This window comes from Stenotrophomonas sp. SMYL41, assembly GCF_036319965.1.
Lineage (GTDB): Bacteria > Pseudomonadota > Gammaproteobacteria > Xanthomonadales > Xanthomonadaceae > Stenotrophomonas > Stenotrophomonas maltophilia_R.
The window spans coordinates 236,760-258,942 of record NZ_JAWIRX010000001.1 but is presented as its reverse complement, the minus strand read 5'-3'; the positions used below and the strand labels follow the sequence as shown (position 1 = coordinate 258,942).

General features: G+C 66.4%; 18 protein-coding genes. 10 read left to right on the top strand and 8 right to left on the bottom strand.

The genetic code is table 11. The features are described 5' to 3' along the window. Positions 1–2: 2 nt before the first annotated feature. From V3B30_RS01155 to V3B30_RS01145, 3 genes are all read right to left on the bottom strand, one after another. Entirely contained in the window at positions 3–818 is an 816-nt protein-coding gene (locus V3B30_RS01155; RefSeq protein WP_262082536.1) for a trypsin-like serine protease, read from the bottom strand. 172 nt (positions 819–990) lie between these two features. After that, positions 991–1,599, bottom strand: coding sequence for a hypothetical protein (locus V3B30_RS01150; protein ID WP_262082535.1), 609 nt, complete (start codon positions 1,597–1,599; stop codon positions 991–993). Between the two features lie 201 nt (positions 1,600–1,800). Then, positions 1,801–2,805 carry a PHB depolymerase family esterase gene (locus V3B30_RS01145; protein WP_262082534.1) on the bottom strand — a complete coding sequence of 335 codons (1,005 nt, stop codon included), beginning with the start codon at positions 2,803–2,805 and terminating at the stop codon, positions 1,801–1,803. Positions 2,806–3,002: 197 nt separating this feature from the next. Here V3B30_RS01145 and V3B30_RS01140 point away from each other — a divergent pair, with 197 nt between their 5' ends. Genes V3B30_RS01140 through V3B30_RS01125 form a run of 4 tightly spaced genes read left to right on the top strand, consistent with a single transcriptional unit; the run spans position 3,003 to position 9,965 of the window. Continuing rightward, positions 3,003–5,201 (top strand): TonB-dependent receptor, encoded by a 2,199-nt coding sequence (locus tag V3B30_RS01140; protein WP_262082533.1) that lies wholly within the window; start codon positions 3,003–3,005, stop codon positions 5,199–5,201. Between the two features lie 32 nt (positions 5,202–5,233). Further along, positions 5,234–6,112, top strand: coding sequence for an alpha/beta hydrolase (locus V3B30_RS01135; RefSeq protein ID WP_262082532.1), 879 nt, complete (start codon positions 5,234–5,236; stop codon positions 6,110–6,112). Beyond that, positions 6,109–6,594, top strand: coding sequence for a MaoC family dehydratase (locus V3B30_RS01130; protein WP_262082531.1), 486 nt, complete (start codon positions 6,109–6,111; stop codon positions 6,592–6,594). The genes V3B30_RS01135 and V3B30_RS01130 overlap by 4 nt, the downstream gene beginning before the upstream one ends. Positions 6,595–6,629: 35 nt before the next feature. Further along, complete coding sequence (locus V3B30_RS01125; RefSeq protein ID WP_262082530.1) at positions 6,630–9,965, top strand: PAS-domain containing protein; 3,336 nt, start codon at positions 6,630–6,632, stop codon at positions 9,963–9,965. Between the two features lie 4 nt (positions 9,966–9,969). Here V3B30_RS01125 and V3B30_RS01120 read toward each other — a convergent pair whose 3' ends face one another. Further along, entirely contained in the window at positions 9,970–10,644 is a 675-nt protein-coding gene (locus V3B30_RS01120) for a response regulator transcription factor (protein WP_100472436.1), read from the bottom strand. Between the two features lie 127 nt (positions 10,645–10,771). On the opposite strand from V3B30_RS01120, the gene V3B30_RS01115 reads away from it, so the two are divergent. From V3B30_RS01115 to V3B30_RS01105, 3 genes are all read left to right on the top strand, one after another. Continuing rightward, a complete protein-coding gene (locus tag V3B30_RS01115; RefSeq protein WP_262082529.1) occupies positions 10,772–12,412 on the top strand; it encodes a fatty acid--CoA ligase in 1,641 nt (546 codons plus the stop codon). Positions 12,413–12,701: 289 nt separating this feature from the next. Further along, the gene (locus V3B30_RS01110) at positions 12,702–13,703 is read left to right on the top strand and encodes an NUDIX hydrolase (RefSeq protein ID WP_262082528.1); all 1,002 of its coding nucleotides are present in this window, start codon (positions 12,702–12,704) and stop codon (positions 13,701–13,703) included. Between the two features lie 50 nt (positions 13,704–13,753). Next, positions 13,754–15,601: a hypothetical protein gene (locus V3B30_RS01105; protein ID WP_262082527.1), complete on the top strand. Its 1,848-nt coding sequence runs from the start codon at positions 13,754–13,756 to the stop codon at positions 15,599–15,601. A gap of 208 nt (positions 15,602–15,809) precedes the next feature. Here the strand turns inward: V3B30_RS01105 and V3B30_RS01100 are convergent, their stop codons facing one another. Then, the gene (locus tag V3B30_RS01100; RefSeq protein WP_329809595.1) at positions 15,810–17,384 is read right to left on the bottom strand and encodes an alpha/beta fold hydrolase; all 1,575 of its coding nucleotides are present in this window, start codon (positions 17,382–17,384) and stop codon (positions 15,810–15,812) included. Between the two features lie 160 nt (positions 17,385–17,544). Here V3B30_RS01100 and V3B30_RS01095 point away from each other — a divergent pair, with 160 nt between their 5' ends. Further along, positions 17,545–18,558: a hypothetical protein gene (locus V3B30_RS01095; RefSeq protein WP_262082525.1), complete on the top strand. Its 1,014-nt coding sequence runs from the start codon at positions 17,545–17,547 to the stop codon at positions 18,556–18,558. Positions 18,559–18,869: 311 nt separating this feature from the next. Next, positions 18,870–19,610, top strand: a complete 741-nt coding sequence (locus tag V3B30_RS01090) for a DNA/RNA non-specific endonuclease (protein ID WP_262082524.1) — start codon at positions 18,870–18,872, stop codon at positions 19,608–19,610. A gap of 18 nt (positions 19,611–19,628) precedes the next feature. Here the strand turns inward: V3B30_RS01090 and V3B30_RS01085 are convergent, their stop codons facing one another. After that, positions 19,629–20,534, bottom strand: coding sequence for a hypothetical protein (locus tag V3B30_RS01085; protein WP_262082523.1), 906 nt, complete (start codon positions 20,532–20,534; stop codon positions 19,629–19,631). A 131-nt stretch (positions 20,535–20,665) separates the two neighbouring features. Here V3B30_RS01085 and V3B30_RS01080 point away from each other — a divergent pair, with 131 nt between their 5' ends. After that, positions 20,666–21,361: an HAD family phosphatase gene (locus tag V3B30_RS01080; RefSeq protein WP_262082522.1), complete on the top strand. Its 696-nt coding sequence runs from the start codon at positions 20,666–20,668 to the stop codon at positions 21,359–21,361. A 7-nt stretch (positions 21,362–21,368) separates the two neighbouring features. On the opposite strand, the gene V3B30_RS01075 is transcribed toward V3B30_RS01080, so the two are convergent. Together V3B30_RS01075 and V3B30_RS01070 are read right to left on the bottom strand one after the other, a co-directional pair. Beyond that, a complete protein-coding gene (locus V3B30_RS01075; RefSeq protein WP_100472457.1) occupies positions 21,369–21,599 on the bottom strand; it encodes a hypothetical protein in 231 nt (76 codons plus the stop codon). A 2-nt stretch (positions 21,600–21,601) separates the two neighbouring features. After that, a complete protein-coding gene (locus V3B30_RS01070) occupies positions 21,602–22,021 on the bottom strand; it encodes a VOC family protein (protein WP_262082521.1) in 420 nt (139 codons plus the stop codon). Between the last annotated feature and the right edge of the window lie 162 nt (positions 22,022–22,183).

Sequence of the window (22,183 nt, the reverse complement as noted above, 5' to 3'; positions counted from 1 at the left end):
CATTAATGTGACGCGTCACGCCCCATGGTGCTTTCGATCCAGTCAAGGTAGCGGGACACGCGGACGTTGTAGACAACCTGGCCATAGAAGCCCGCCTCAAGGGCATGCTCGGGAACGGCGGTGATCCAGGAGCCGAGGCCAACCAGCTGCCAGGTCCCATTTTCATTGATCAGCAGCGGGCCGCCGCTGTCGCCGTTGCCAAGTACGCCTTCAAGGGGAAGGCCCTGCGGAGGCGGGTCGAACCGGTACCAGAGATAGCGCGCGTTGCCGCCGGTAATCGCATTGCAGGCACGCCGCAGGGTCGTACGATGCGGCCCGCCGGGTACCACTCCCGTCGCACCGTTGCCGGTGGCGCCCTTGCCGATCAAGGCGGCGACCTGGGTGACCTCGGTGCTGCCACGATAGAGCGCGACCGGCTGTACGTCGCTCACCGGTGAGGCAAGCCTGATCAGTGCAATGTCATCCGACACCGCCAGAAACGCGTGGATTTTCGACGCACTCCCCTTTGCCATCGCTTCCTCGCCCAGCGCCTCGGGCATCCTGCGGTAGCCGGGATGCAGGAAGACACGCTCGACGCCGTAGCCCTTCCCATCGATGGTGATGGTGGCGCCCATCCCCTCCATCGGTGCGGCATGCGCGGCGGTCAGCACCCAGCGCGATGCGATCAGGACGCCGTGCCCCTCGCCTGGCATGTCCGCCAGTGCCGGGAACACCGATGCGTCGATCTGGTACCTGGCATCGTCAACATCATCGCGGATGACCACGGCACCGGCGGCGAAGGGGAGCGTGGCCAATGCCAGGAGAATCCAGCGGTTCATGATTGCTTTCATCCTTGTCTTCATCAGACCAGCCTAGCCGAACACATCCAGCATGGGGATGTCGTACGACCAGACCCTGGCACGGGTCGATGAAGAGGCAGAATCGGGAAATGAAACTCACGTTACTACACGAGCCGCCCTGCGTATCAACCCAGGAGCGGCCCGGGAACGGTCAGGATCGGATCGGACCGACGTCGCTGATGCCGTTGCTATCGCAGAGCTCGAGAACCTTGCCTGGCTCATTCACTTCGCCGCATGACACCCAATTCGGACGCAGCCCCAGCACATATTCGACGCGATCATGGAACAGCTTCAGATCGGCCGTGCCCTGGCGTCCGTCCAGCGGAATATCGTGGCGGAAGCTGGTGTAAATGGCTGGGATAGCAGGGTTGGCCCAGTACGAAGCATGATCGTCGGCACGCGTCTGCAGCGCAAATCGGGCCCGCGTACCACCGGCTTCTTCAGAAAGCGCAACGGTGTACCAGCTGATCGCCGTCATGTTGACGTTGTAGAACGTCGTCATGGTGCCCTGGTAGCCCATGCGCCGTTCGACGTACCCATAGGTGCGCTTCGCTGCGATACCGGGCGCGCCAGCATCGAATTCCATCTTCCCGGGCGCTAGCAGGTTCAAGACCTCGATCGAAGCAGCCCTGACCTGGTCGATCGATTTCCCGGGATAGAAGCGGGATGCCGCCACCGTCTGCTCGGGCGTTTCCTTCTTCGGAAGCATCCCGCACCCACTGATGGACAACGCCAACGCCAGAACAACAATAACTCTCACAGAACTACATCCTTATATCTGGAACAGAAGTGCCCAATTGAGCGGGCCCCATGCCCCCCCCTGCGCATTAGCGACCACCTTAAGTATTTCTTGAGCCCTCCGACCGTCCCGCGAGGCGGTTCGTGGGGCGGTGGCGTCCGTGGTTCTGCGCAACTGGCCTGCTCCTGCATCCGCCCACTGAACGGATACAGGCGTCCAGGCTCAGCGCTGGTAGTCCTTCAGGAACAACCAGGTGATCAGCGTGGCATCGGGCCCCTTCGGATCGGTGAACGGCAGGCCGGACTGGCTGCCACTCCACGCATGCCCCATTCCCTGCACCACATAGTGCTGCACCAGCGTCCTGCCACCGTAGGCGTAGGTGTCCACCGTGTACGCGCGCCCGCCCGGCACCTGGCCGTGATGGGTGCTGGTCGGCACGTACTTCACCGAGTCGTTGTCCAGGCCATCGTCAGCCAGGTCGTTGGTCTGCAGGAACTGGCGCACGGCCTGCTCACCGTTCACCGGGTTGACGGTGAGGTCAGCGCTGCCATGGAACACCAGCACCGGCAGCGGCCGCGGCGAAGGCGAACCCGAGCACTGCCAGGCCAGCCGACCGTTGCTGTCCGGTGAGTAGATGCTGCCGGCCAACAGTGCGTAGGCGCTACCGGAAACGGTGGTCGCGCCCTTGTACATGCCACCGGAATGGATGGCGCCGGCGGCGAACACATCCGAGTAGCAGGCCAGCATGATCGAGGTCATCGCGCCGCCGGCAGAAATGCCGGTGACATAGACTCGGTGCGGATCGATGCTGTAGCTGGCTTTCACCTTGTCCACGATGCCGGCCAGAAGTGATGGCTCGCCACTGTCGCGCGCCTGATTGATCGGCAGCTGCCAGTTCCAGCAACGCGCAGGATTGGAGGTGACGTTCTGGCGCGGATACACCACGATGAAGCCCTCGCTGTCGGCGACCTCGTTGAAGCCTGAAGCCTCGCCCATCAGGTTCGGGCCGGTCACGCAGCCGTGCAGCACCAGCAGCAGGGGCAGTGGCTGGGCCGCGTCGTAGCCGGCCGGCACCCAGACCTGGTATTCGCGGGCGCCGAACAGGTTGCCGTACAGGCCGATATCCCAATGCCCTGCCGGGCTGGCTGCAAGCGCGCTGCCCGCCGTTGCCAGCCAGGTGCACAGCACCAGCGCCATCGCTTTGATCGAATCGATTCCGGATTTCATGACCAGATCCTCAGGGGTGAGTCGTGGATGAAGGAGTACCGGGAACGCGTCCGGCTGGGGGCGAGCCCAGTATCCGCATCCGGCGGCCGCTGCCGACTGGACCTAGGTCCACTCGCTGCTGGCCGATGACACCGCTAGCCTTGGCTGCAGGGGTGGCATCGGGCCATCTGCAATGGACATGCCCTGGGGAGGAATGAATGAAACGGAATTGTCTGAGCCTGATGATCGGCGCGCTGCTGGCGTCTGGCCCGGTACTGGCACAGGATGCGGCGCAGGGGGCGGCGCCCGTGGCCAGGAGCGCCTCACCCACCAATCTGGACAGCATCAAGGTCACCGCGCGCAAGCGCGAGGAAACCCTGCAGGAAGTGCCGGTGGCAGTCACCGCTTTCACCTCCGAGGCGCTGGACCGGATGAATGTCCAGGACATCAGCGACCTGGATGGGCAGGTGCCCAACCTGACCATCTACGCCGCACGCGGCGCCAGCAGCACGGTGACCGCCTACATCCGTGGCGTCGGCCAGTCCGATCCCACCTGGGGCGCGGACCCGGGCGTCGGCATCTACCTGGATGACGTCTACATCGCACGTCCGCAGGGCGCGCTGCTGGATGTGTTCGACGTTTCGCGCATCGAGGTGCTGCGCGGCCCGCAGGGCACGCTGTACGGCAAGAACACCATCGGCGGTGCGATCAAGTACATCTCGCGCGGCCTGCCCACCCAGACCGAGGGCTTCGCCCAGATCACCGTGGGCAACTACAGCCAGCTCGATGCCAAGGCGGCGATCGGCGGCCCGATCGGTGGCGCCGACAGCGGCCTGCGTGCACGCGTGGCGATGGCCAGCATGAACCACGATGGCTTCGGCGAGAACACCTTCAACGGCCAGCCGGTCAGCGACAAGCAGGTCAACGCGGCGCGCCTGAACCTGGGGGCGTATGCGGGCGATGATTTCGATGTGCAGTTCGCGCTGGACTGGATCGATGACCAGTCCGGCATGCGCGGCTCGAAGATGCTCGCGCCCAATCCGTTCCTGCGCGCCTACCCGCCGATGGACAGCCGCTACGACATCCGCTCGGGCATGCGCAACCTCAACAACGTGGAAACCAAGGGCGCTTCGGCCACGGCGAACTGGCGGCCGAACGACGACATCGCAGTGAAGTACGTGGTGGCCAAGCGCGAATCGGACAGTGAAGCCAACATCGACTTCGACACCACGCCGGTCAAGCTGGCCGATGTGGGGGGCACCTACCACGATGACCAGGTCAGCAACGAGGTGCAGCTGAACTACGATGCCGGTGGACGCTTGCGCGGCGTGGTGGGCCTGTACCAGTTCAGTGGCGAGGCCGGTGGGCAGATCCAGAACAACTACTTCAGCGCGCAGTTCGCCGACAACCAGGGCAAGGTACTGACCGACAGCACCGCGCTGTATGCGGATTGGACCTTCGACCTGACCAGCAGGCTCAAGCTGGATGTGGGCGCCCGCTACACCGACGAGGACAAGCGCGCGATCGTCCTCAACCGCCTCTACGCCGACCCGGGCTTCAGCCGGCCGCTGGCGGTGACCGCGGACTTCGACAAGAAGACCAACTTCAAGAACGTCTCGCCCAAGGTTTCCCTGGACTACCAGGTCACCCCGGACATCATGGTCTACGGGCTGGCAACGCGCGGCTTCAAATCCGGCGGCTACAACATCCGTGCCAACGCGGTGGCGGTGCCGCGCTCGGCCGAGCCGTTCGATGACGAGACCGTGGACAGCTACGAGGTCGGCAGCAAGATGGCCTTCCTCGACCAGCGCCTGTTCCTGAATCTGTCGGCCTTCTACAACAAGTACAAGGACATCCAGCTGTCGGTGTTCACTGGGCTGGATACCAATGGCGACGGCGTCGATGATTCCTTCTTCGGCGACTTCACCAATGCCGGCGCGGGTACCGTCAAGGGCGTGGAGGTCGAGTACCAGTATCTGCCCAGCCAGCACTGGCTGATTTCCGGCAACCTGGCCTGGCTGGACACCAGGTACGACGAGTACATCGATCGTGGCATGAACGTGGCCCGGCAGATGAAGTTCACCAATGCGCCGGAGTTCTCGGGCGCGTTGAACGTGGAGTACCGCACCGACCTGGCCAACGGCGGCAACCTGTCGGCACGGGTGAGCTACAGCTACCAGAGCGAGGTGTGGCCGACCACCGACCTGAGCCCGGTGATCAAGCAGGATGGCTACGGCCTGGTCAATGCCGGTGTGATCTGGCGGCTGGATGACGCGTGGACGTTCTCCCTGCAGGGCACCAACCTGGCCGACAAGGAATACCGCACCACCGGTTACAACATTCCGGCGGTCGGCACGCTGATTGGCTTCTATGGCCCGCCACGCCAATATAGCCTCAGCGTCCGTTACGATTTCTAGCGCATCCGTTACGATTTCCAGGAAGCCCCTGCATGATGCAGTCTTACGTAGATCTGTACTGGAACAGCGACGATGGCCTGCGCCTGCATGCGCGTGACCATGCACCGGACGCCGGGCAGGCGCCCCGCGGCACCGTGGTGTGCATTCCCGGCCTGACCCGCAATGCCGCCGATTTCGATGCACTGGCCGACGTGCTCACCGGCATGGGCTGGCGCGTGATCGCCGTCGACCTGCGTGGCCGTGCCGGGTCGGAACGTGCTCAGGATCCATCCAGTTACAACCCGCGCACCTATTCGGACGACATGGTCGCACTGCTGCGCTCGCAGAACATCGACAAGGCCGTGTTCGTCGGCACCTCGCTGGGCGTGCTGGTGACCATCACCCTGGCCTCGCGCGCACCGCAGTGGATTGCTGCGGCGGTATTGAACGATGCCGGCCCCAAAGTGCCGCGCGAGGCGCTGGCACGGATCGGCAAGTACGCTGGCAAGCCCGTGCCGCCGATGGATCTGCAGCAGGCCGCCGCCTACATGGGCACCATCGGCAAGGCGGCATTCCCGCGCTACACCGTGGAGGACTGGCGGGCCATGGCCCTGCGTACGTTCCGCCAGCGCGAAGACGGGCTGCTGGAACTGGACTACGACCCGGCGGTGATCCGCACCACCCGCCCGTGGCTGCTGTGGCTGCTGCGCCCGCTGCTGTGGCGCGCGGTTCGCGGCTTGACCGCGCGCGTGCCGGTACTGGTGGTGCGCGGCGCCCTGTCCGACATCCTGCCTGCCGATGTCGCCCGGCAGATGGCCGCGACATCGCCTCGCGCACGCCTGGTTGAAGTGCCGGACGTGGGCCATGCGCCGATGTTGAACGAGCCGGAAGCACGCGATGCCATCCTGGCCCTGCTGGACGACGTGCGGTGAGCACAGCCGCCTCCACCGAGGCATTGCCGGCCGCCCTGCGCCCTCTCCAGCAATGGGCGGCCGGCGAGCGGCTGGGCAGCATCACCCAAGTTTCGCAGGCGCGGATCAACGCCTTCGCCGACGCCACCGGTGACCACAACTGGATCCACGTCGACCCGGTGCGCGCACGGGCGCAGCTGCCGGGTGGGCGCACCATCGCCCACGGCTTCCTGCTGCTGTCACTGACGGTGGAAGAGGATGTGGCCGCCTTGGCCGGCTTTCCCGGCATCGCGCATGTGCTCAATTACGGCCTGAACAAGGTGCGCTTCCTGGCGCCGGTACCCAGCGGCTCGGACATACGGGTGCGTTCGCAGCTGGTGTCCCTCCAGCCGCGCCAACCGGGGCAGTGGCTGCTGACCCAGCGCAAGACCGTGGAGCTGGCTGCCGATGGCGAGGTTGCAGTGGTCGCCGAGCAGTTGTCACTGATCGTGGTGCCTGCCTAGCGCCTCCCTGCCCCGCTTCTCTCTACACTGGAGCGATGTTGACGCCCTCCATCGTCCTGTTCGCCTGCATCGCGTGGACCGTCCTGCTGTTTGGCGTGGCCCTGTGGGGCGAGCGCCGGGGGCATCGCCTGGCACGGATCTGGCCGGTCATCTATGCGCTGTCGCTGGCCGTGCACTGCACGGCCTGGACGTACTACGGGGCGGCCTCGCAGGGCGTGCAATGGGGCTTACCGATTCCGCCGACGCTGGTCGGCATGGCACTGATCTTTGCCTTCGGCCTGCCGTTCCTGGCGCGACTGGCGCGGTTGGCCAAGCAGCACAACAGCGCCACCATCGCCGACCTGGTGGTCGCGCGGCTGCACGCAGACCAGGGCCTGGGCATCACCATCACCCTGGTCGCGCTGTTCGGCATCATTCCCTACATCGCGCTGCAGCTCAAAGCGGTCAGCCAGGGCCTGGGCGCCCTGCTGGGCGATCGCTTCGCACCTGCCGGCTGGCAACTGGACATGTCGTTCTGGTTCGCGCTGACGATGGCGGCGTTCACCCTGCTGTTCGGTGCACGCAAGGCCTCGGCGACCGAACACAACCGCGGCATCGTGGTGGCACTGGGCCTGGAATCGGTACTGAAGCTGGTGGCACTGCTGGCGATCGGCCTGTATGCCGGACTGGCGGTGCACCGCGCCGGCACGCCCCTGCTGGAAAAGATGGCCCACCTGCCGCCGCCCGCGGTCATTCCGGACTACCTGACGATGGTGGCGCTGGGCGCGATCTCCGCCTTCACCCTGCCCCACCAGTTCCACGTGGGCGTGGTCGAGCTTCGCCAGACCTCCGACCTGAAGACGGCACGCTGGCTGTTCCCGGTGTACCTGCTGCTGATCGGGCTGCCGTCGGTGCCGATGGCGCTGTACGGTGCCGCGCAACTGCCGGCATCGGTTTCGCCGGATCTGTATGTACTGGCCCTGCCGCAGGCCGGCGGCCACCATCTGCTGGCCCTGGTGGCGTACCTGGGCAGCCTGAGCGCGGCCACCGGCATGATGATCCTGTCCGGGCTGACACTGTCCATCATGCTCGGCAACCACGGCGTGGGCTCGCGACTGCTGGGTGGCATCGATGGCAGCCCTGCCGCCGGCGACCTGCGCCCGCGCGTGCTGGCCCTGCGCCGCGCCGGCATCCTCGCCGTGTTCCTGATGGCGTGGCTGTACAGCAGGGCAATGAGCGATACCGAGGCGCTCAGCGATTTCGGCCTGATGTCCTTCACCGCCCTCTCGCAGCTGGCGCCGGCCGTGCTGCTGGCGGTGTACCGGCCACGCACACCCTCGCCGGCGATCATTGCCGGCATCGTGGTCGGCTCGCTGGTCTGGCTGTGGCTGGTGTTGCTTCCCATGATCGTGCCCCCTGCAACGCCGTCGCTCCGTCCCGACGGGCTGCACTGGCTGTCCCTGCTGTCGCTGCGCCTGCAACCGGGGCATATCGCCATCAGCATGGGCGCCAGCCTGGCGGCGAACCTGGTTGCCGTGGTGCTGGTGTCGCGCGCGGTGCGCCCGTCGCTGCCACGCCAGCGCGATGCGGTGGCCACGGCATCGCTGCGCAAGACCGCCGGCCGTTTCCTCGGCCAGGAAAGGGCCCGACAGCTGCTCGACGGGCATGCAGGAAACATGCTGGATGACGATCGGGTCATCGCAGTGGAACGCGAGCTGACGGCGGTGGTCGGCGCAGGCATGGCCCGGCTGCTGGTGGAGGCCGCGCGCGAGGGTGGCGCCGCGCCATTGGAGGCGGTCACCCGCGCGGTCGGTGAAGCCACCCAGGTGCTGCGCTTCAACCAGCGCCTGCTCGAAGCCGCGCTGGAGAACATGAGCCAGGGCATCAGCGTGGTGGATGCGCAATTGCAGCTGGTGGCCTGGAACAGCCGCTATGCGGCCTTGTTCAAGTTCCCGCCGGAGCTGCTGCAGGTGGGGCAGCCGGTGGTCAATCTTACTGCGTGGGCCCTGGGCCAGCTGGGTATCGGCGCTGCCGTTGGCGACTCGCCCGAAAAAGCGCTGCAGCGCCGCGTCGCCCACATGCGGCGCGGCACACCGCACCTGTCCGAGCGGATCTTCCCTGACGACACCATCGTGGAAATCCGCGGCAATCCGATGCCGGGCGGCGGCTATGTGGCCACGTTCACCGATGTCACCGCGTTCCGCCGCGCGGAAGTTGCCCTCAGGCGCAGCAATGAAATGCTGGAGCGCCGCGTACAGGACCGCACGGCCCGGTTGGAACAGGCGGTGCACGACGCCGAGCGCGCCAACGTGGCCAAGACGCGGTTCCTGACTGCGGTCGGCCACGACCTGATCCAGCCACTGCATGCGGCCCAGCTGCTGGCCGATGCGATGTCCCAGCACATCGAGTCCGAGTTCCTGGCGAGCTTCCTGCGCCAGATCCGCGGCGCGCTGGATTCCACCGATGACCTGCTGTCGGGCCTGCTCGACATGTCGCGGCTGGACGCTGGCGGCTGGGTGGCCGACCCGCGCCCGTTCGCGCTGTCCACCGTACTGGACCCGCTTGCGCAGGAATTCGCCGTGCTGGCGGCGGCACGTGGCCTGCAGTTCGGCTATGTGCCGACCCGCGCCTGGGTGCACAGCGACCCGCTGCTGCTGCGCCGGGTGCTGCAGAACTTCCTGGCCAACGCCATCCGCTACACCCGTCGTGGAGGCGTACTGCTGGGCGTGCGCCGCCAAGGCACCTCACTGGCGATCGGCGTGCATGACAGCGGCCCTGGCATCGCGCCGGAGCAGCAGGCAATCGTGTTCGAGGAATTCCATCGCGGCGACCGCAGCAATGGCCAGGGGCTGGGCCTGGGGCTGGCCATTGCGCACCGCGTCGCCAGCCTGCTGGACGCGCCACTGCAGCTGCGGAGCATGCCCGGGCGCGGCTCGGCATTCTCCATCCGGGTACCACGGGCTGCTCAGCCAGCCGCACCGTGCGCTCTGCCGACGGTTGCAGGTAGCAGCACGCTGAAAGGCATCCACGTGCTGGTCGTCGACAACGACCTGGAGGCGCGGGCGGCGATGCAGCAACTGCTGGCGTCCTGGGGCTGCGATGTCACCGCAGTGGGTGATGCCGCATCGATCGGGCCGGCAGCGGGTGAGGCGGCACTGTGGCTGTTCGACTATCACCTCGATGGAGGTGATACGGGCGTGGCGGCATGGAAGCGGCTGAGCGCCGTGCATGGTGCGCGACCCACGGTGATCCTCAGCGCCGACATCGGCAGCGATACCCGCGAAGCGGTACGTGAAGCCGGGCTTTCGCTGCTGAACAAGCCGTTCAAGCCGCTGGCACTGCGTTGGGCGATCAACCATCTGTTGGCTACGCAGGGTGCGGCCGCGACCTGAAGTTTCAGGCGTCCCGGGGGGCTTCGAGCTGCCGGGATGGATCGGCCAACCCCATCTCGTGCAGTACGCGGATGGCCTGCGCTCGATTGCGCACCCCCAACCGTTCCATGATGCGCGTCATATGCGCTTTGACCGTGCGCAGCTGCACGCCCAGACGGTCCGCGATCTGCTTGTTGAGCAGGCCTTCGGCCACCAGGCTCAGTACCTTGTACTGATGCGCCGACAGGCTGGCCAGGCGCGCGGCGAGATCCGCATCCCTGCTGAAAGGCGCAGCCCTCGCCACGGGCTCGCGCAGCAGTGCCGGAATCCAGCGCTCGCCCTCCAGCACGGAATGCAGCGCGGACTGCAGCTCGCTCAACCCCGAACTCTTCGGCAGATAGCCGGCGGCGCCCAGGTCGATGGCACGGCGGATCACCTGCGGCTCTTCATTGGCCGAGACGATGATGATCGCCAGGCCCGGCTGCAATGCGCGCAGGGTCGCCAATCCGGCAAGCCCGTGATTGCCTGGCATGTGCAGGTCCAGCAGCATCAGGTCGACCGGCTGGCGCTCGAGCGTTTCCAGCACGCTGTCCAGCGAATCGGCCTCGCAGATCTGAAGGTCGGCGACGGCCTCCTCCGCCGCGCGATGCAGCGCCGCACGGAACAGGGGATGGTCATCGGCGATAAGCAGGCTTGGCATGTCGAGGCGAGATTAGCAAATCGCACCGGCGTGGACAGGGGACCTAGGTACGCTGGCGTGGTCCGCGGGGATGGCTAGTGTGGGCAGTGACGACCGGCGATCGTTACGCCGCCCACAAGGAACCCCCATGTCATTCCCCCCTGCCGCCGATACCTGCCCGCTGCTGATCAAGCAGTTGCTGCTCACGCCGCTGGCGACACATCCAGGGCAGGAGATCGTCTACGGCGACAAGGTCCGCTTCGACTACCGCACGCTGCAGGCACGCATCGGCCAGCTGGCCGGACTGCTGGCATCGCTTGGGGTCCGGCAGGGCGACACCGTGGCGGTGATGGACTGGGACAGCAACCGCTACCTGGAAGCCTACTTCGCCGTGCCGATGATCGGTGCGGTGTTGATGATGGTGAACATCCGTCTGGCGCCGGAACAGATTGCCTACACGTTGAACCACAGCGGCGCGCGGGTGATCCTGGCCAACCGCGAGTTCCTGCCGCTGCTGGAGGGCCTGGCGGCACAACTGCCAGACCTGCACGCCCGGGTACTGCTGGACGACGCGGAAGGACCACTGCCATCGGGCTTCGTGACGGAATATGAAACCGGCCTGCGCACGGCCACGCCCATCGAGCACTTCCCGGACTTCGACGAGAACACCCGCGCCACGGTGTTCTATACGACCGGCACCACCGGCCTGCCCAAAGGGGTGTACTTCAGCCATCGGCAGCTGGTGCTGCATTCCCTGGCGGCGATGGCCGCCCTGGGCAGCGCATCGAGCCAAGGGCGGCTGCACCGCGGCGACGTCTACATGCCCATCACGCCCATGTTCCATGTGCACGCCTGGGGCGTCCCCTACGTGGCGACGCTACTCGGCATCAAGCAGGTCTATCCGGGCCGCTACCTGCCGGGAAACCTGCTGGCGCTGATCGCCCGCGAAAAGGTGACTTTCTCGCACTGCGTGCCGACCATCCTGCACATGCTGCTCGACCACCCCGACGCCGCGCAGACCGACCTGCGCAACTGGAAAGTGATCATCGGCGGTGCGGCCCTGCCACGAGCGCTGGCGCAGCGGGCACTTGCGCGTGGCATCGATATCTTCGGTGGCTACGGCATGTCCGAAACCTGCCCGCTGCTCACCCTGGCGCAGATTGATGCCGGGACCTTGGCGGGGTCGGACGAGGCGCTGTCACTGCGGACCAAGGCGGGCATTCCGGTGCCGCTGGTGGACCTGCGCATCGTCGACCCGGAGATGAGGGATGTCGCCCACGACGGGGTCGCCACCGGCGAGGTGGTGGTGCGCGCGCCCTGGCTCACCCAGGGCTACCTGCATGATCCCGACGCTTCAGCGACGCTGTGGGCCGGTGGCTACCTGCACACCGGGGACATCGGCAACATCGATGCGAATGGGTATCTGCGGGTGACCGACCGCATCAAGGATGTGATCAAGACCGGTGGCGAATGGATCTCCTCGCTGGCGCTGGAAGACATCATCGCCCTGCATCCTGCAGTGAACGAAGTCGCGGTGATCGGCATCGCCGATGCGAAATGGGGAGAGCGGCCGCTGCCGCTGGTGGTCCGGCAGCCCGGCAGTGACGTGACCGAAGACGAGATCATCGCGCTGGTCGCAGCGCGCAGCCGCTCGGGGGATATCTCGCGCTACGCCATCCCGGACCGCGTGCGGTTCGTCGATGCGATCGAGCGCACCAGCGTCGGCAAGATCAACAAGAAGAAGCTGCGGGGCCTGCACGACCCGGAGATGGGCGCCGGCAGCCGCTGACGCCTGCGCGGCCACGAGCTTCGCGCCAATGCGGGGGAATCAACGGCCCTGCTCTCCTGTTCCGTGGGTTCCACCGCATACATCGTCGCTGGCGCCGATCTTCCCTCGCCCCCCGCTCCTACAGTGGATCCACGGTGCCGCACTGCCTGCAAGCCGATGGCAACGCCACCAAGCCCCCCACTCTTTCGAGCCCACAGGAGCGAGACATGGCATGCCTTTCCCGGACTACCGCTGGCACAGCGGCAATGCGCCCAGCGCCCTCCACGCAGGTTGAACGAGGGGGTGCACCATGAGCCAGGTCTACGTCGCAGTCTGGGATGGAGCTCACTATCTGGTCGTCCGTAAACGTGTGCTCAACAGCTGGTGGGGCAGCAATTCCGTTGTCGTACTTTCTGCCGAAGCGATGGCCGCTGTGCTGGCCATCCGCAACGCGTCCGGCGGTGGCACAGAGCAGGATTGGGATCTGCTGAGGAAGCTGCTTTCCGGCGCCTGGCGCGCCGCGGGGTCAGTCGCCTACCGCGGCGAGCGCACGCTGCCCCGCACGATGGACGCCCTGGACCGAGCGCTTGAAAGCGCCGAACGCACGCATCCGCAAACCGATGACGTCGCCATGGAGACGCTGGCCGCTCTGCAGAGCCTGTTCCGCGAGGACGCAAGAACCCCTCCCCCGTTCAGTGCTGCGCGTGCAACCTTGCGGGAGCTCGCCATCGCATTGCCGCCGTCCACCCGGGGCACTCCGAACTGGGCCGCTGCGTTGATGCTCGCACAACGCCTGGTGGCGGAAGTCGGTGCGTGGTCGGATGGCCTGCCCCCGGCGCTGGTGAACCAGGCGGGCCAATGGGCCCTGCCCGGCGGTGGCCGCTTGAACAACGAACGCAAGGAGCGCGCCGCGCGCCGCGAGTTCGAAGAGGAGCTTGGCATCTGGCTTGGGCAGGGACGGGCCGCATGCGATCTGCGTGCTCGGCTGTTTCCGGATGGGGGAGGCAGCTTCTCCCTGGTTCGCTTCCGCACAACGGCCGAGGAGCTTCTGCGGATGGCGCAGGAGGCCGAGAACAATGTCCAGGCCAGTGCCAGCAGCCCTGCGCGCCCCCAGTCCTGCCTGGTGACCGACTGGGAGGTGGCGAGCGTCGGACGGGTGCCGGTGGCCAATCTGCGTAATGTCCTGGGGGTAAGGGTGGAGGTTCCAGGCGAAGGAACACTGGAGGTTGACGAGGCCCTGGCCAGCGCCCGGCCAGGTAGCCAGGAGATCAACTGGTACCGGGAGATCGCCGCTCTGCTGTCACCCGCCTGAGCGTCCAGCGCTCACCCGTGTGATCCCCTGCCCCCCCCGCGAGGCCCACCATGAAAGAGAGCACGCCCGAGCGCGAGGCCCGGCGCCACATCAGCAAGCAGCTCACCGTGCAGATCAACAACGCCCAGCTGTATCCCGACGTCCGCTCGGTCGTGGTCAAGGCACTGTCGGACATCAAGGACCAGCTGCGCAGCCTGTCCAGCAAGGTGCGGCGGGACTACAGCCTGAAGCCCGGTGAGCCATTGATGTTCTTCTACGTCAAGGGCGGCAATGCACTGGACGCGCTGCTGGAACGCCCGGCCGACCCGCCGCCGACGCTGTTCGATTTCGGCAGGTCCGACTGGGATACGCAGGTGGTGATCAACCCCTGGATCCCGATCCCGGCACAGGATGCCCTGCACGGCGGTGTCGAAGACATCGTGATCGAGGTGATGCTCGGTGCCGGCCTCAACATCGCGCTGGAGATCAGCGTGTGCGCACCCGCCCAGAGCCCCCTGGCTGGCCAGGTCGTGGACCTTTCAACGGTGGACATCCACGTGCCACCCGGCCAGCAGTGCCTGGTGACATGTGACAATCCGCAGACGTTCCGGAAGGTGTACGAGCGTGACCGTGCGGGCCTGCATCTGTTCACCAGCAAGCCGCTGAAGGGCATTGGCACGTCGACGCCGGTGACGAACCCGTCGGTGCTGCCGCAACCGCCGACGCCACAGCCCGTGCAGCCGCCGCCTACCCCTCCACCGCCACCCGGCATCATCCTCAACGACGGCATCAAACCCTTCGTGCTGTACCGCATGGGCTACACCTGGCACGCGCGCTGGGTGAAGGATCCGAAGGCGCCTGCCGGTGATGACCCGGTGACGCCGCGGCCGATCCTGATGGAACTGATCGATGTGACCACGCCGCGCCGCGATACCGTGGAGGCCGTGACAGTGTGGTCGGACATCATCCGCAACCATCTGGTGATTGCCGAGGATGCCGGCGCGGAGGAGCGCTGGCGGCTGCCGCTGCCCAGCATGGAGTACCACCTGTGGGAAGGCCTGACCATGCTGTGCGAGATCGCTGCCTATCCCGGCTGGCCGGGTGCGGACAAGCTGGACAAGCGCCGCCGCAACGTGAAGCGCATTTACGACTGGTACCGCGACCAGCAGGGCGACCTGGCGACGTTCGGCCGGGTGATCGATGGCATCTCGGCGGCACCGGTGTTCAGCGACGACAGGGATTGCATGCAGCAGGTCGATACCTGCATGCGTGAGGTCAAGGCGCGCATGCAGGCGTCATCCTCGGGATTTGATCACGGCGCCCTGTCGGCCATCCACACGCAGCGTCTGCAGCTTGGGCGGCAGTGGGGTGCGCAGCGGATCGCAACGCTGCTGCGATGCCTGAATGCACCTGTCGCATCCTGTGGCTACAGCGACGATCTCGCGTTGGTCGGGACACTGGCACAGAACCCGTACCTGGATGTCACCCAGGTGCCGATCTCCGGCGTCGACTGCGCGATGATCATCCGCACCGACCATGCAACGTTGCGCAAGGCGACGGCGGCCAACTGCTTCATTGCACTTGCCCGGGACCTCGGCGCGAACATGACCATCGAGGATTCCCTGCACTCAACCGTGCGTTCGACGGGTATCAGCTATGAGCGAACGCTGGTGATCTTCGATGCGCCGCACTCGCCGGCGGCGCGCGTGGCCGTGGCGATCCTGACATTCACCACTGCAGGCCCGGTCGGTTGCCCGTTCCGTGACTGCCCCGAGGGTTCCGGGCAGGCCATCGCACCGTTGCTGGACATGGACAACCAGCGCAAGGTGGCGGCCTCGATCATCCAGGGTTTCGTGCAACGGGCGAACCTGTCCAGGCAGCACGAGATGATCAGCGCCCTGCTGCCGCAGGGCATGTGAATGCGATCTGGAACCACCGGAGCAGGTAGACGCACCGGCCTGGCCGGCGCATCAGCCGGCTCGCGCCACAGCGGCCATCCCTGCTGTCGACCTGGGGCGCACGGGACCGTGCATTGGTGATGGATCCCTTCCCGTTCTGGATCGCTCCCCAGTCCCGCAACGTGCTCTCACCCTGCGCCACGCCCGCCGCAACGGGCGCGGCGCCCCATCAATGCAGCGGCACCTTCAGCACCGAAGGCGCGTTGGCCGGTGAGCTGAAGGTCACCGCACCGCCCAGCTGGCTGATGCCCGCATAGCGCAGGTCCACGGTATCGACCACCAGGGTCAGGCGGCTGCCGGCTGGAAGGTTCCAGCTGCTGGCTTCCAACCGAAGATCGATTGTTTTTGGCTGGCCGGGCGTGGCTCCGCGCAGCGTGTACGGCTTGTGGCTGATCAGCTGGCCGTTGCCCAGCACGTCTTCGGCATACAGGTACGCATACAGCGTGGTGTTGGCCCGGCTGGGCGTCACCGTCATCCGCACTTCCGGTGCGCCATCCAGGCGGCGTGCGCTCCAGTAGACCGGGCCCTGCCCGACACCTGCAGCGGCGCGGCCAACGAACGGCACATAGGCGCCCGGCGGCAGGTTGAACATCTGCAGCGCGCCGGACGCCATCACCACGCCGGAGTTGGCGGCAGTCAGCAGCCCGCTGCCGATGCGGTAGTCCCAGCCGGTGCGGCCACCGTTCTCCGCCAGCCCGCCGGTAGGCAGCAACAACCCGGTCGGCGCGGTCAGCCCGTAGCTGACGGCGCCCGCATTGGTGGCCTGCCAGTCCGGGTAGCGGCTCCAGCTGCCCTTCTGCGACTTCAGCTGCACCGCTGCCTGGCGATCGATGCCATTGGCCACGCCCTTCAGGTAGTGGTCGAACCAGTTGCCCACGGCGGCATAGACCTCGTTGGGAATGCCGAGCGCGCCGAAGGCTTCGTTGAGGGCGTGGTCGCCGTGGCGCAGCTGCAGCTGCTTGGGGCCCTTCAGCCGGTTGAAGAAGTCGACCAGCTGGCCCGGCGGGAACAGGCTGTCGTTGAAGGCGTTGGCGAGGAACACCGCCGGCTGGTTGGCATTGATCTCGTCCAGGCTGCTGGCCGGGCTGCGCTGTGCCGCCACCGGCAGCAGCGAGTCCACCGCCCCCTGGTAATTGCCGGCCAGCACATTGCGGTTGATGGTGGCCAGCTCCGCGCCGGGCCGGCCGGTGGCCAGGCCCGCAGCCACCAGCAGGGCGATGCCCTGGGCGCTGGGCGTGTCATGGCTGTACAGCGACGCCTGCAGGTCGGCCCAACCGCTCAGTGCGGCAACGGCCTTGATGCGCGGGTCGCGCGCCGCCGCCAGCAGGCTGGTGCCGGCGCCGTAGGAAATGCCCGAAACACCGATCCTTGCCGGGTCGGCGCGGGTATTGTCCAGCGCCCAGTCGATCAGCGCGCTGACATCCTCGACCGTGGCGGGCCCGGCAATGTCGATGCTGCCGCCCGACTCCCAGAAGCCGCGCGAGCTGTAGCTGATCACCACATAGCCACGCTGCGCCAGCGACTGCGCCACCCCCACGTATTCCACGCTGGGCACCGCCCAGCTGCTGGGCATCACCAGCAGCGGGTAGCGGCCACTGCCGGCATCCTGCGGTTCGATGACGAAGGCCCCGAGGGGCGTGCCATCCCAGCCTGGGATGGTGCGATGGGTGGTCTTGACCGTGGCTGCCCAAGCGGTGGGCGCCAGCCCGGTCAGCAGGATCAACAGCAGCAGAACCTTGCGCATCGTTGTCTCTCCCCGTCGGTGGTGGTGCAACGGGTCGGACCGTACCAGTGCGAATGGTAGCTGGCACCTTGCGACGCAGCATGGCGCAAATCGCACCTTGCTATGCTTCCCGGCGCTGCGGGCCCTCCGCAGGCTCCCATCAATGCAAGGATGCCCCCCGATGCGCAGGACGCTCTTCGTCGGCACGCTCTTCAGCGTGGCCAGTCTGTTCGCCCCTTCCGCCATGGCCGGAGCGGCCCCCGAGCCGACGAACGACTGCGCCGATATCGCGCGATGGATGGCCAACGACGACTTCGCGGCACTCGACGCGATGGCCGCGCGCTTCCGCACGGGCGAGCTCAACGCCGCAGGCGAATCCCGGCTGGGCCGTTTCTACCTCTGCATGTCGCGTGCGATCGGCACGGCGCGGCAGGAGGTGGAGGCCTGGAACCACTGGTCGGCGTGGGCGGCGCGCTGGGTCCAGTACGCGCCGAAGTCGCCGGCGGCCCATCTGATGACTGCACGGATTCCGCTCAACCTGGCCTGGAGCTACCGCGGCAACGGTTACGCCAACACCGTCAGCGCCGAAGACTGGGCCCAGTTCCATGAGTACAACGCAGTTTCGCAGGCCTACCTGCAATCGCATGAGGGCGTTGCCGGCGGCGATCCGTTCTGGCACGAGATGACCGTCCTCATCGCGCAGCGCGAAAGCGCGGATGACGAAGAATTACTGAAGCTTGTCGACCGTGCCGCCAAGGCCTTCCCCGACTACGAGCCACTTCACTTCATTGCCATGCAGCACTTCACGCCGGCCTGGGGTGGCAACGCACAGAAGATGGAAGCCTTCGCGCGGCACTCGATGGCCAGTGCCCCGAAGAAAAAGCGGGCCATGCGCTATGCACGACTGTACTGGTCGGCCACCGCGTACTCGGCCGATCACTTCCGCGCGGCGGCCCTCGATTGGCCGCTGATGCGCCAGGGCCTGGACGAAATCGCGCAGCGTTACCCGACCATCGACAACCTGGAGACCATTACCCGCTTCGCCTGCTGGGCGCGCGACGGCGACGCCCTGGACCGGTGGAATCGCCTGTGGTTGAGCCGCAATGGTTTCGGCGAAGCGGTCATTGCCGATTCCAGCGAGCAAAGCAAGGCCGCCTGCCTGGCGCCGGACGAAGAGCAGGAAGCTTCCTTGTAGTGCTCGCCACCGCAGGTTCAGGCACGCAGGTGGCACGTCTGCCAGGTGCCTAGCACGCGCGCGTGTCATCCACGCGCCGTGTGATCTGACATATCACCAGTGCTTGCGCATGGTCACAGCTTCGTCCTTTCGTCATTGACCACAAGGCGACAGCTTGTGACGCTTACGCCACCGCGTGGCTGATGGCCCAACAGCGCGGCCAGGTCCCACCGCAACCCGCAGCACCCGTCTCCGCAGCATCCCCGCATGTCCTCGCCCCGGCCAGGTCGTGACGGACGGCTGCGTCCCGAATCCTCTGCTGGAGAATCGAAATGCGCCTTGCAAGCTTCTTCTTCGCGTTCGTCCTCAGTGCCTTCGCCGGCGCCGCCCAGGCCCAGGTGGTCACCCTCAACAAGGGCGGCTTCGTGCTCACCTACGACTGCAGCATCCACAGTGCCACCCGCTACGAGTACACGCTCACCGCCGATACCGGTTCCGCCGCGCGCCCGTCCAGCTTCTACAAGGATCCGGACCTGCCGGCGGGTTGCCTGGGCCAGGCCAGCACCGCGTCCTATGCCAGCATCAAGTCCGGTTATGACCGTGGCCATCTGGTCACGTCCAACCACATGGACTACAACGCCACCTACATCCGCCGCGCCAACTACATGACCAACATCGTGCCGCAGGTATCCGGCTTCAACCAGGGCATCTGGGTGAAGGCCGAGAACGTGGCCGAGTGCTACCGCGACATCGCGCCGGTGGATGTCTACGGCGGCGTGGTCTACGGCGATGCCGCCAACGATTACTTCCTGGCCAGCCATGGCATTCCGACGCCGGAGTTCTTCTGGAAGACGATCATCACCCGTGATCCGCACACCGGAACGGCCAAGGCGATCAGCTGGATCATTCCCAACGAGGCCAACCTGGGCAGCCTGGACAACTACCTGGTGACCATTGCCGATCTGGAGGAACTGCTGGGCGCCAGCTATGTGGCGATCAACGCACCGGCCTCGCTGAAGAACATGCTGCCGGCCACCACCTGGCCGCAGCCGGCCGGGTGTGACCTGGGCTGACCGGCGGGCAGAGGAACGTCACGATGCCTGCACGCGCAGCCATCGTGACGCCAGCACTCTCGCAAACACGAACTGCAATGCGGCGCCGACGACGGTGGCAACGACAAGCCCGCGCCCTATCGTCGGCGCCCCAGCGGACAGCGTTCGCAGCAGGTACGCCATGCTGGCCAGGATGATCAGCAGCGTCGTGGCAAGCAGGATCAGCGACACCCCCATCGTGCGCGCCGTCGATGCGGGTTCCGGCGACGGCGCGCTGGCCCATAGGCCGGCAAACGTGGCCAGCGCGCAGGCCACCAGCAGGATCAGGCTCGCAAACTGCAGCTGCGCGGCGCCGCCGGCAACGGGCATGATGAACTCACCTGGCGAGAATCCCACAGGCAGCTGCAACACCAAAATGGGGACCACGGAGCTGCCAGCCATCAGCGTCAGGGCGCCGGCCATGCTGGCACTGATGAGGTGATGGTGCCTGCCCTCGGCACGTGCGCGTCGCTGCATCAGCAGCGCTGGCACCAATGCCAGCAGCGTGAGGAACAGTGCATGCGCAAGCAGGCCCAGACTGATGGCGGCGGCGCTGTGGACGGCAAACGGCGCCTGCGCCAGTGGAATGCGCATCGCGCGATCCAGCATGATCAGCAACCCAAAAAAGGCGATCGAAGCGATCAGCGGGTGCCGGATCTGCAGCGCACCCCGACGCCCGAACAGCAGCATCGACACCAGTACCGCCGCTCCGGCGAAGAGACTCAGCCTGAAGCCGAGCTCCGCCAGCGCGTAGCCGATTTCTCCTGAGGCCTCGGGCGGCCCCAGGCGGTGCCCGGACTCGACCAGGCGGCGGGCAACGGGCAGATACAGGCAGAGCACGTAAAGCTTGGCGGCCATCGCGAACTGGATGGGGTACGCACTGAAGAATGTTCGCAATCGGTTCAAGGCGTATTCCCGTGCAGGCGCTGGGCGGGGTGGCCCGGCAGTCTAGCGTTCCTGTGGCCAGCGTGCCCTGCCCGTCCCGCTATGGGAAAATGGCGGGCACGTTGCCCCTTTGGCTGTTCCCGGAGTAGTAGATGTCCCGTTTCCCCTTCGATGCCGTGCTGTTCGACTGCGACGGCGTGCTGGTCGATTCCGAGCCGCTGGTGGCCCGTGTGCTCTCGGAAATGCTGACCGCACGCGGCTGGCCGCTGACCCCGGCGCAGGCGGGCGAGGTCTTTCTCGGCCAATCCGTGGCCCATCTGGCCGGGCTGATCGCAGAGCGCACCGGCAAGCCGTTCACCGAGGAATGGCTGGAAGCATTCCGCCAGCAGCGGAACCGTGCGCTGGAACAGGACCTTGAGGCGATCCAGGGGGCACCCGAGGCCGTGCGTGCGATCGCCGCGGCGACCGGTGGCCGCATTGCCTGCGCGTCCGGTGCCGACCTGTTCAAGGTGAAGCTGCAGCTGGGCAAGGTCGGCATCCTCGATGCCTTCGGCAACCACGTTTTCAGTGGCCAGGACATGCCGCGCACAAAACCCCACCCGGACGTGTACTTGGCCGCCGCTGCTGCGCTGGGTGTGGACCCGGCCCGCTGTGCGGTGATCGAAGACACCGTGACCGGCGCGACCGCCGGCGTCGCGGCGGGTGCGACCGTATTTGGTTTCAGCGAGGGCGGCCCGCACCACAGCACGCCGGAGGCCCTGCGCGCTGCCGGTGCGAAGGTCATCTTCCAGCGCATGGACCAGCTGCCGGCACTGCTTGCTGCCTACGCGGCCAGCGCGGTCGCCTGACGCCGCTTCAGCCAGCAGCGTCCGGCGCGGCGCGGCGGCGTTTCCCGGCGTAGTGCAGCACGAACAGGTACAGCCCAGTGAACAGCTGCAGGAACAGGGGTGGCAACGGCGAATAGGTGATCCACGCCGCAGGCTCGCCCTGCCCCAGGCCACGGACGGCGAAGTTGGCGATCACCGCCAGGGTGAACACGATCGAGGTCCAGCGATGCACGGGCCGCGCCCAGCTACCCCGGCTCATTGCTAGCGCCTCGCTTCGGAGCGGGCTTCGATCATCTTCCAGCCATTGCCGGACGGGTCACGGAAGCCGGCATCGACGGCGCCGTAGCGTTCGACCGGCTCCTGGGTGAACTCGACGCCCTGCGCCCGCCATTGCGTATAGCGTGCCTGGCAGTCATCGACGGCCAGCACCAGCGGCGGCATCGCGCCCTTGGCCACGAGCTGCTGCAGTGCCTGCGCGGTGGCCGCGTCATGAGTGGGCGGGCCCGGCATGAACAGCCCCAGCTGAAAGCCGTCCTGGCCGGGGCTCCGGACCGTCAGCCAACGGTAGCTGCCATTGCGCACGTCGGTGTGCACTTCGAAGCCGAGCGTGCCGACGTAGAACGCAAGCGCTTCATCCTGGTCGCGCACATACAGGCCAACCGTGTTCACAGTGTTTGTCATGGGACCTCCCTCAGGTGGGGCCACGATAGCAATCACCCGGCGGTGGCGCTTCTCCAAAACTGCGATGTTGGCCGCCGAGCGCATCCATGAATGCGGGAATGCGTGACGAGGCGCATTTACTGGAATTATTAAGTGAACATTATGTGATATCAATCACTCAAA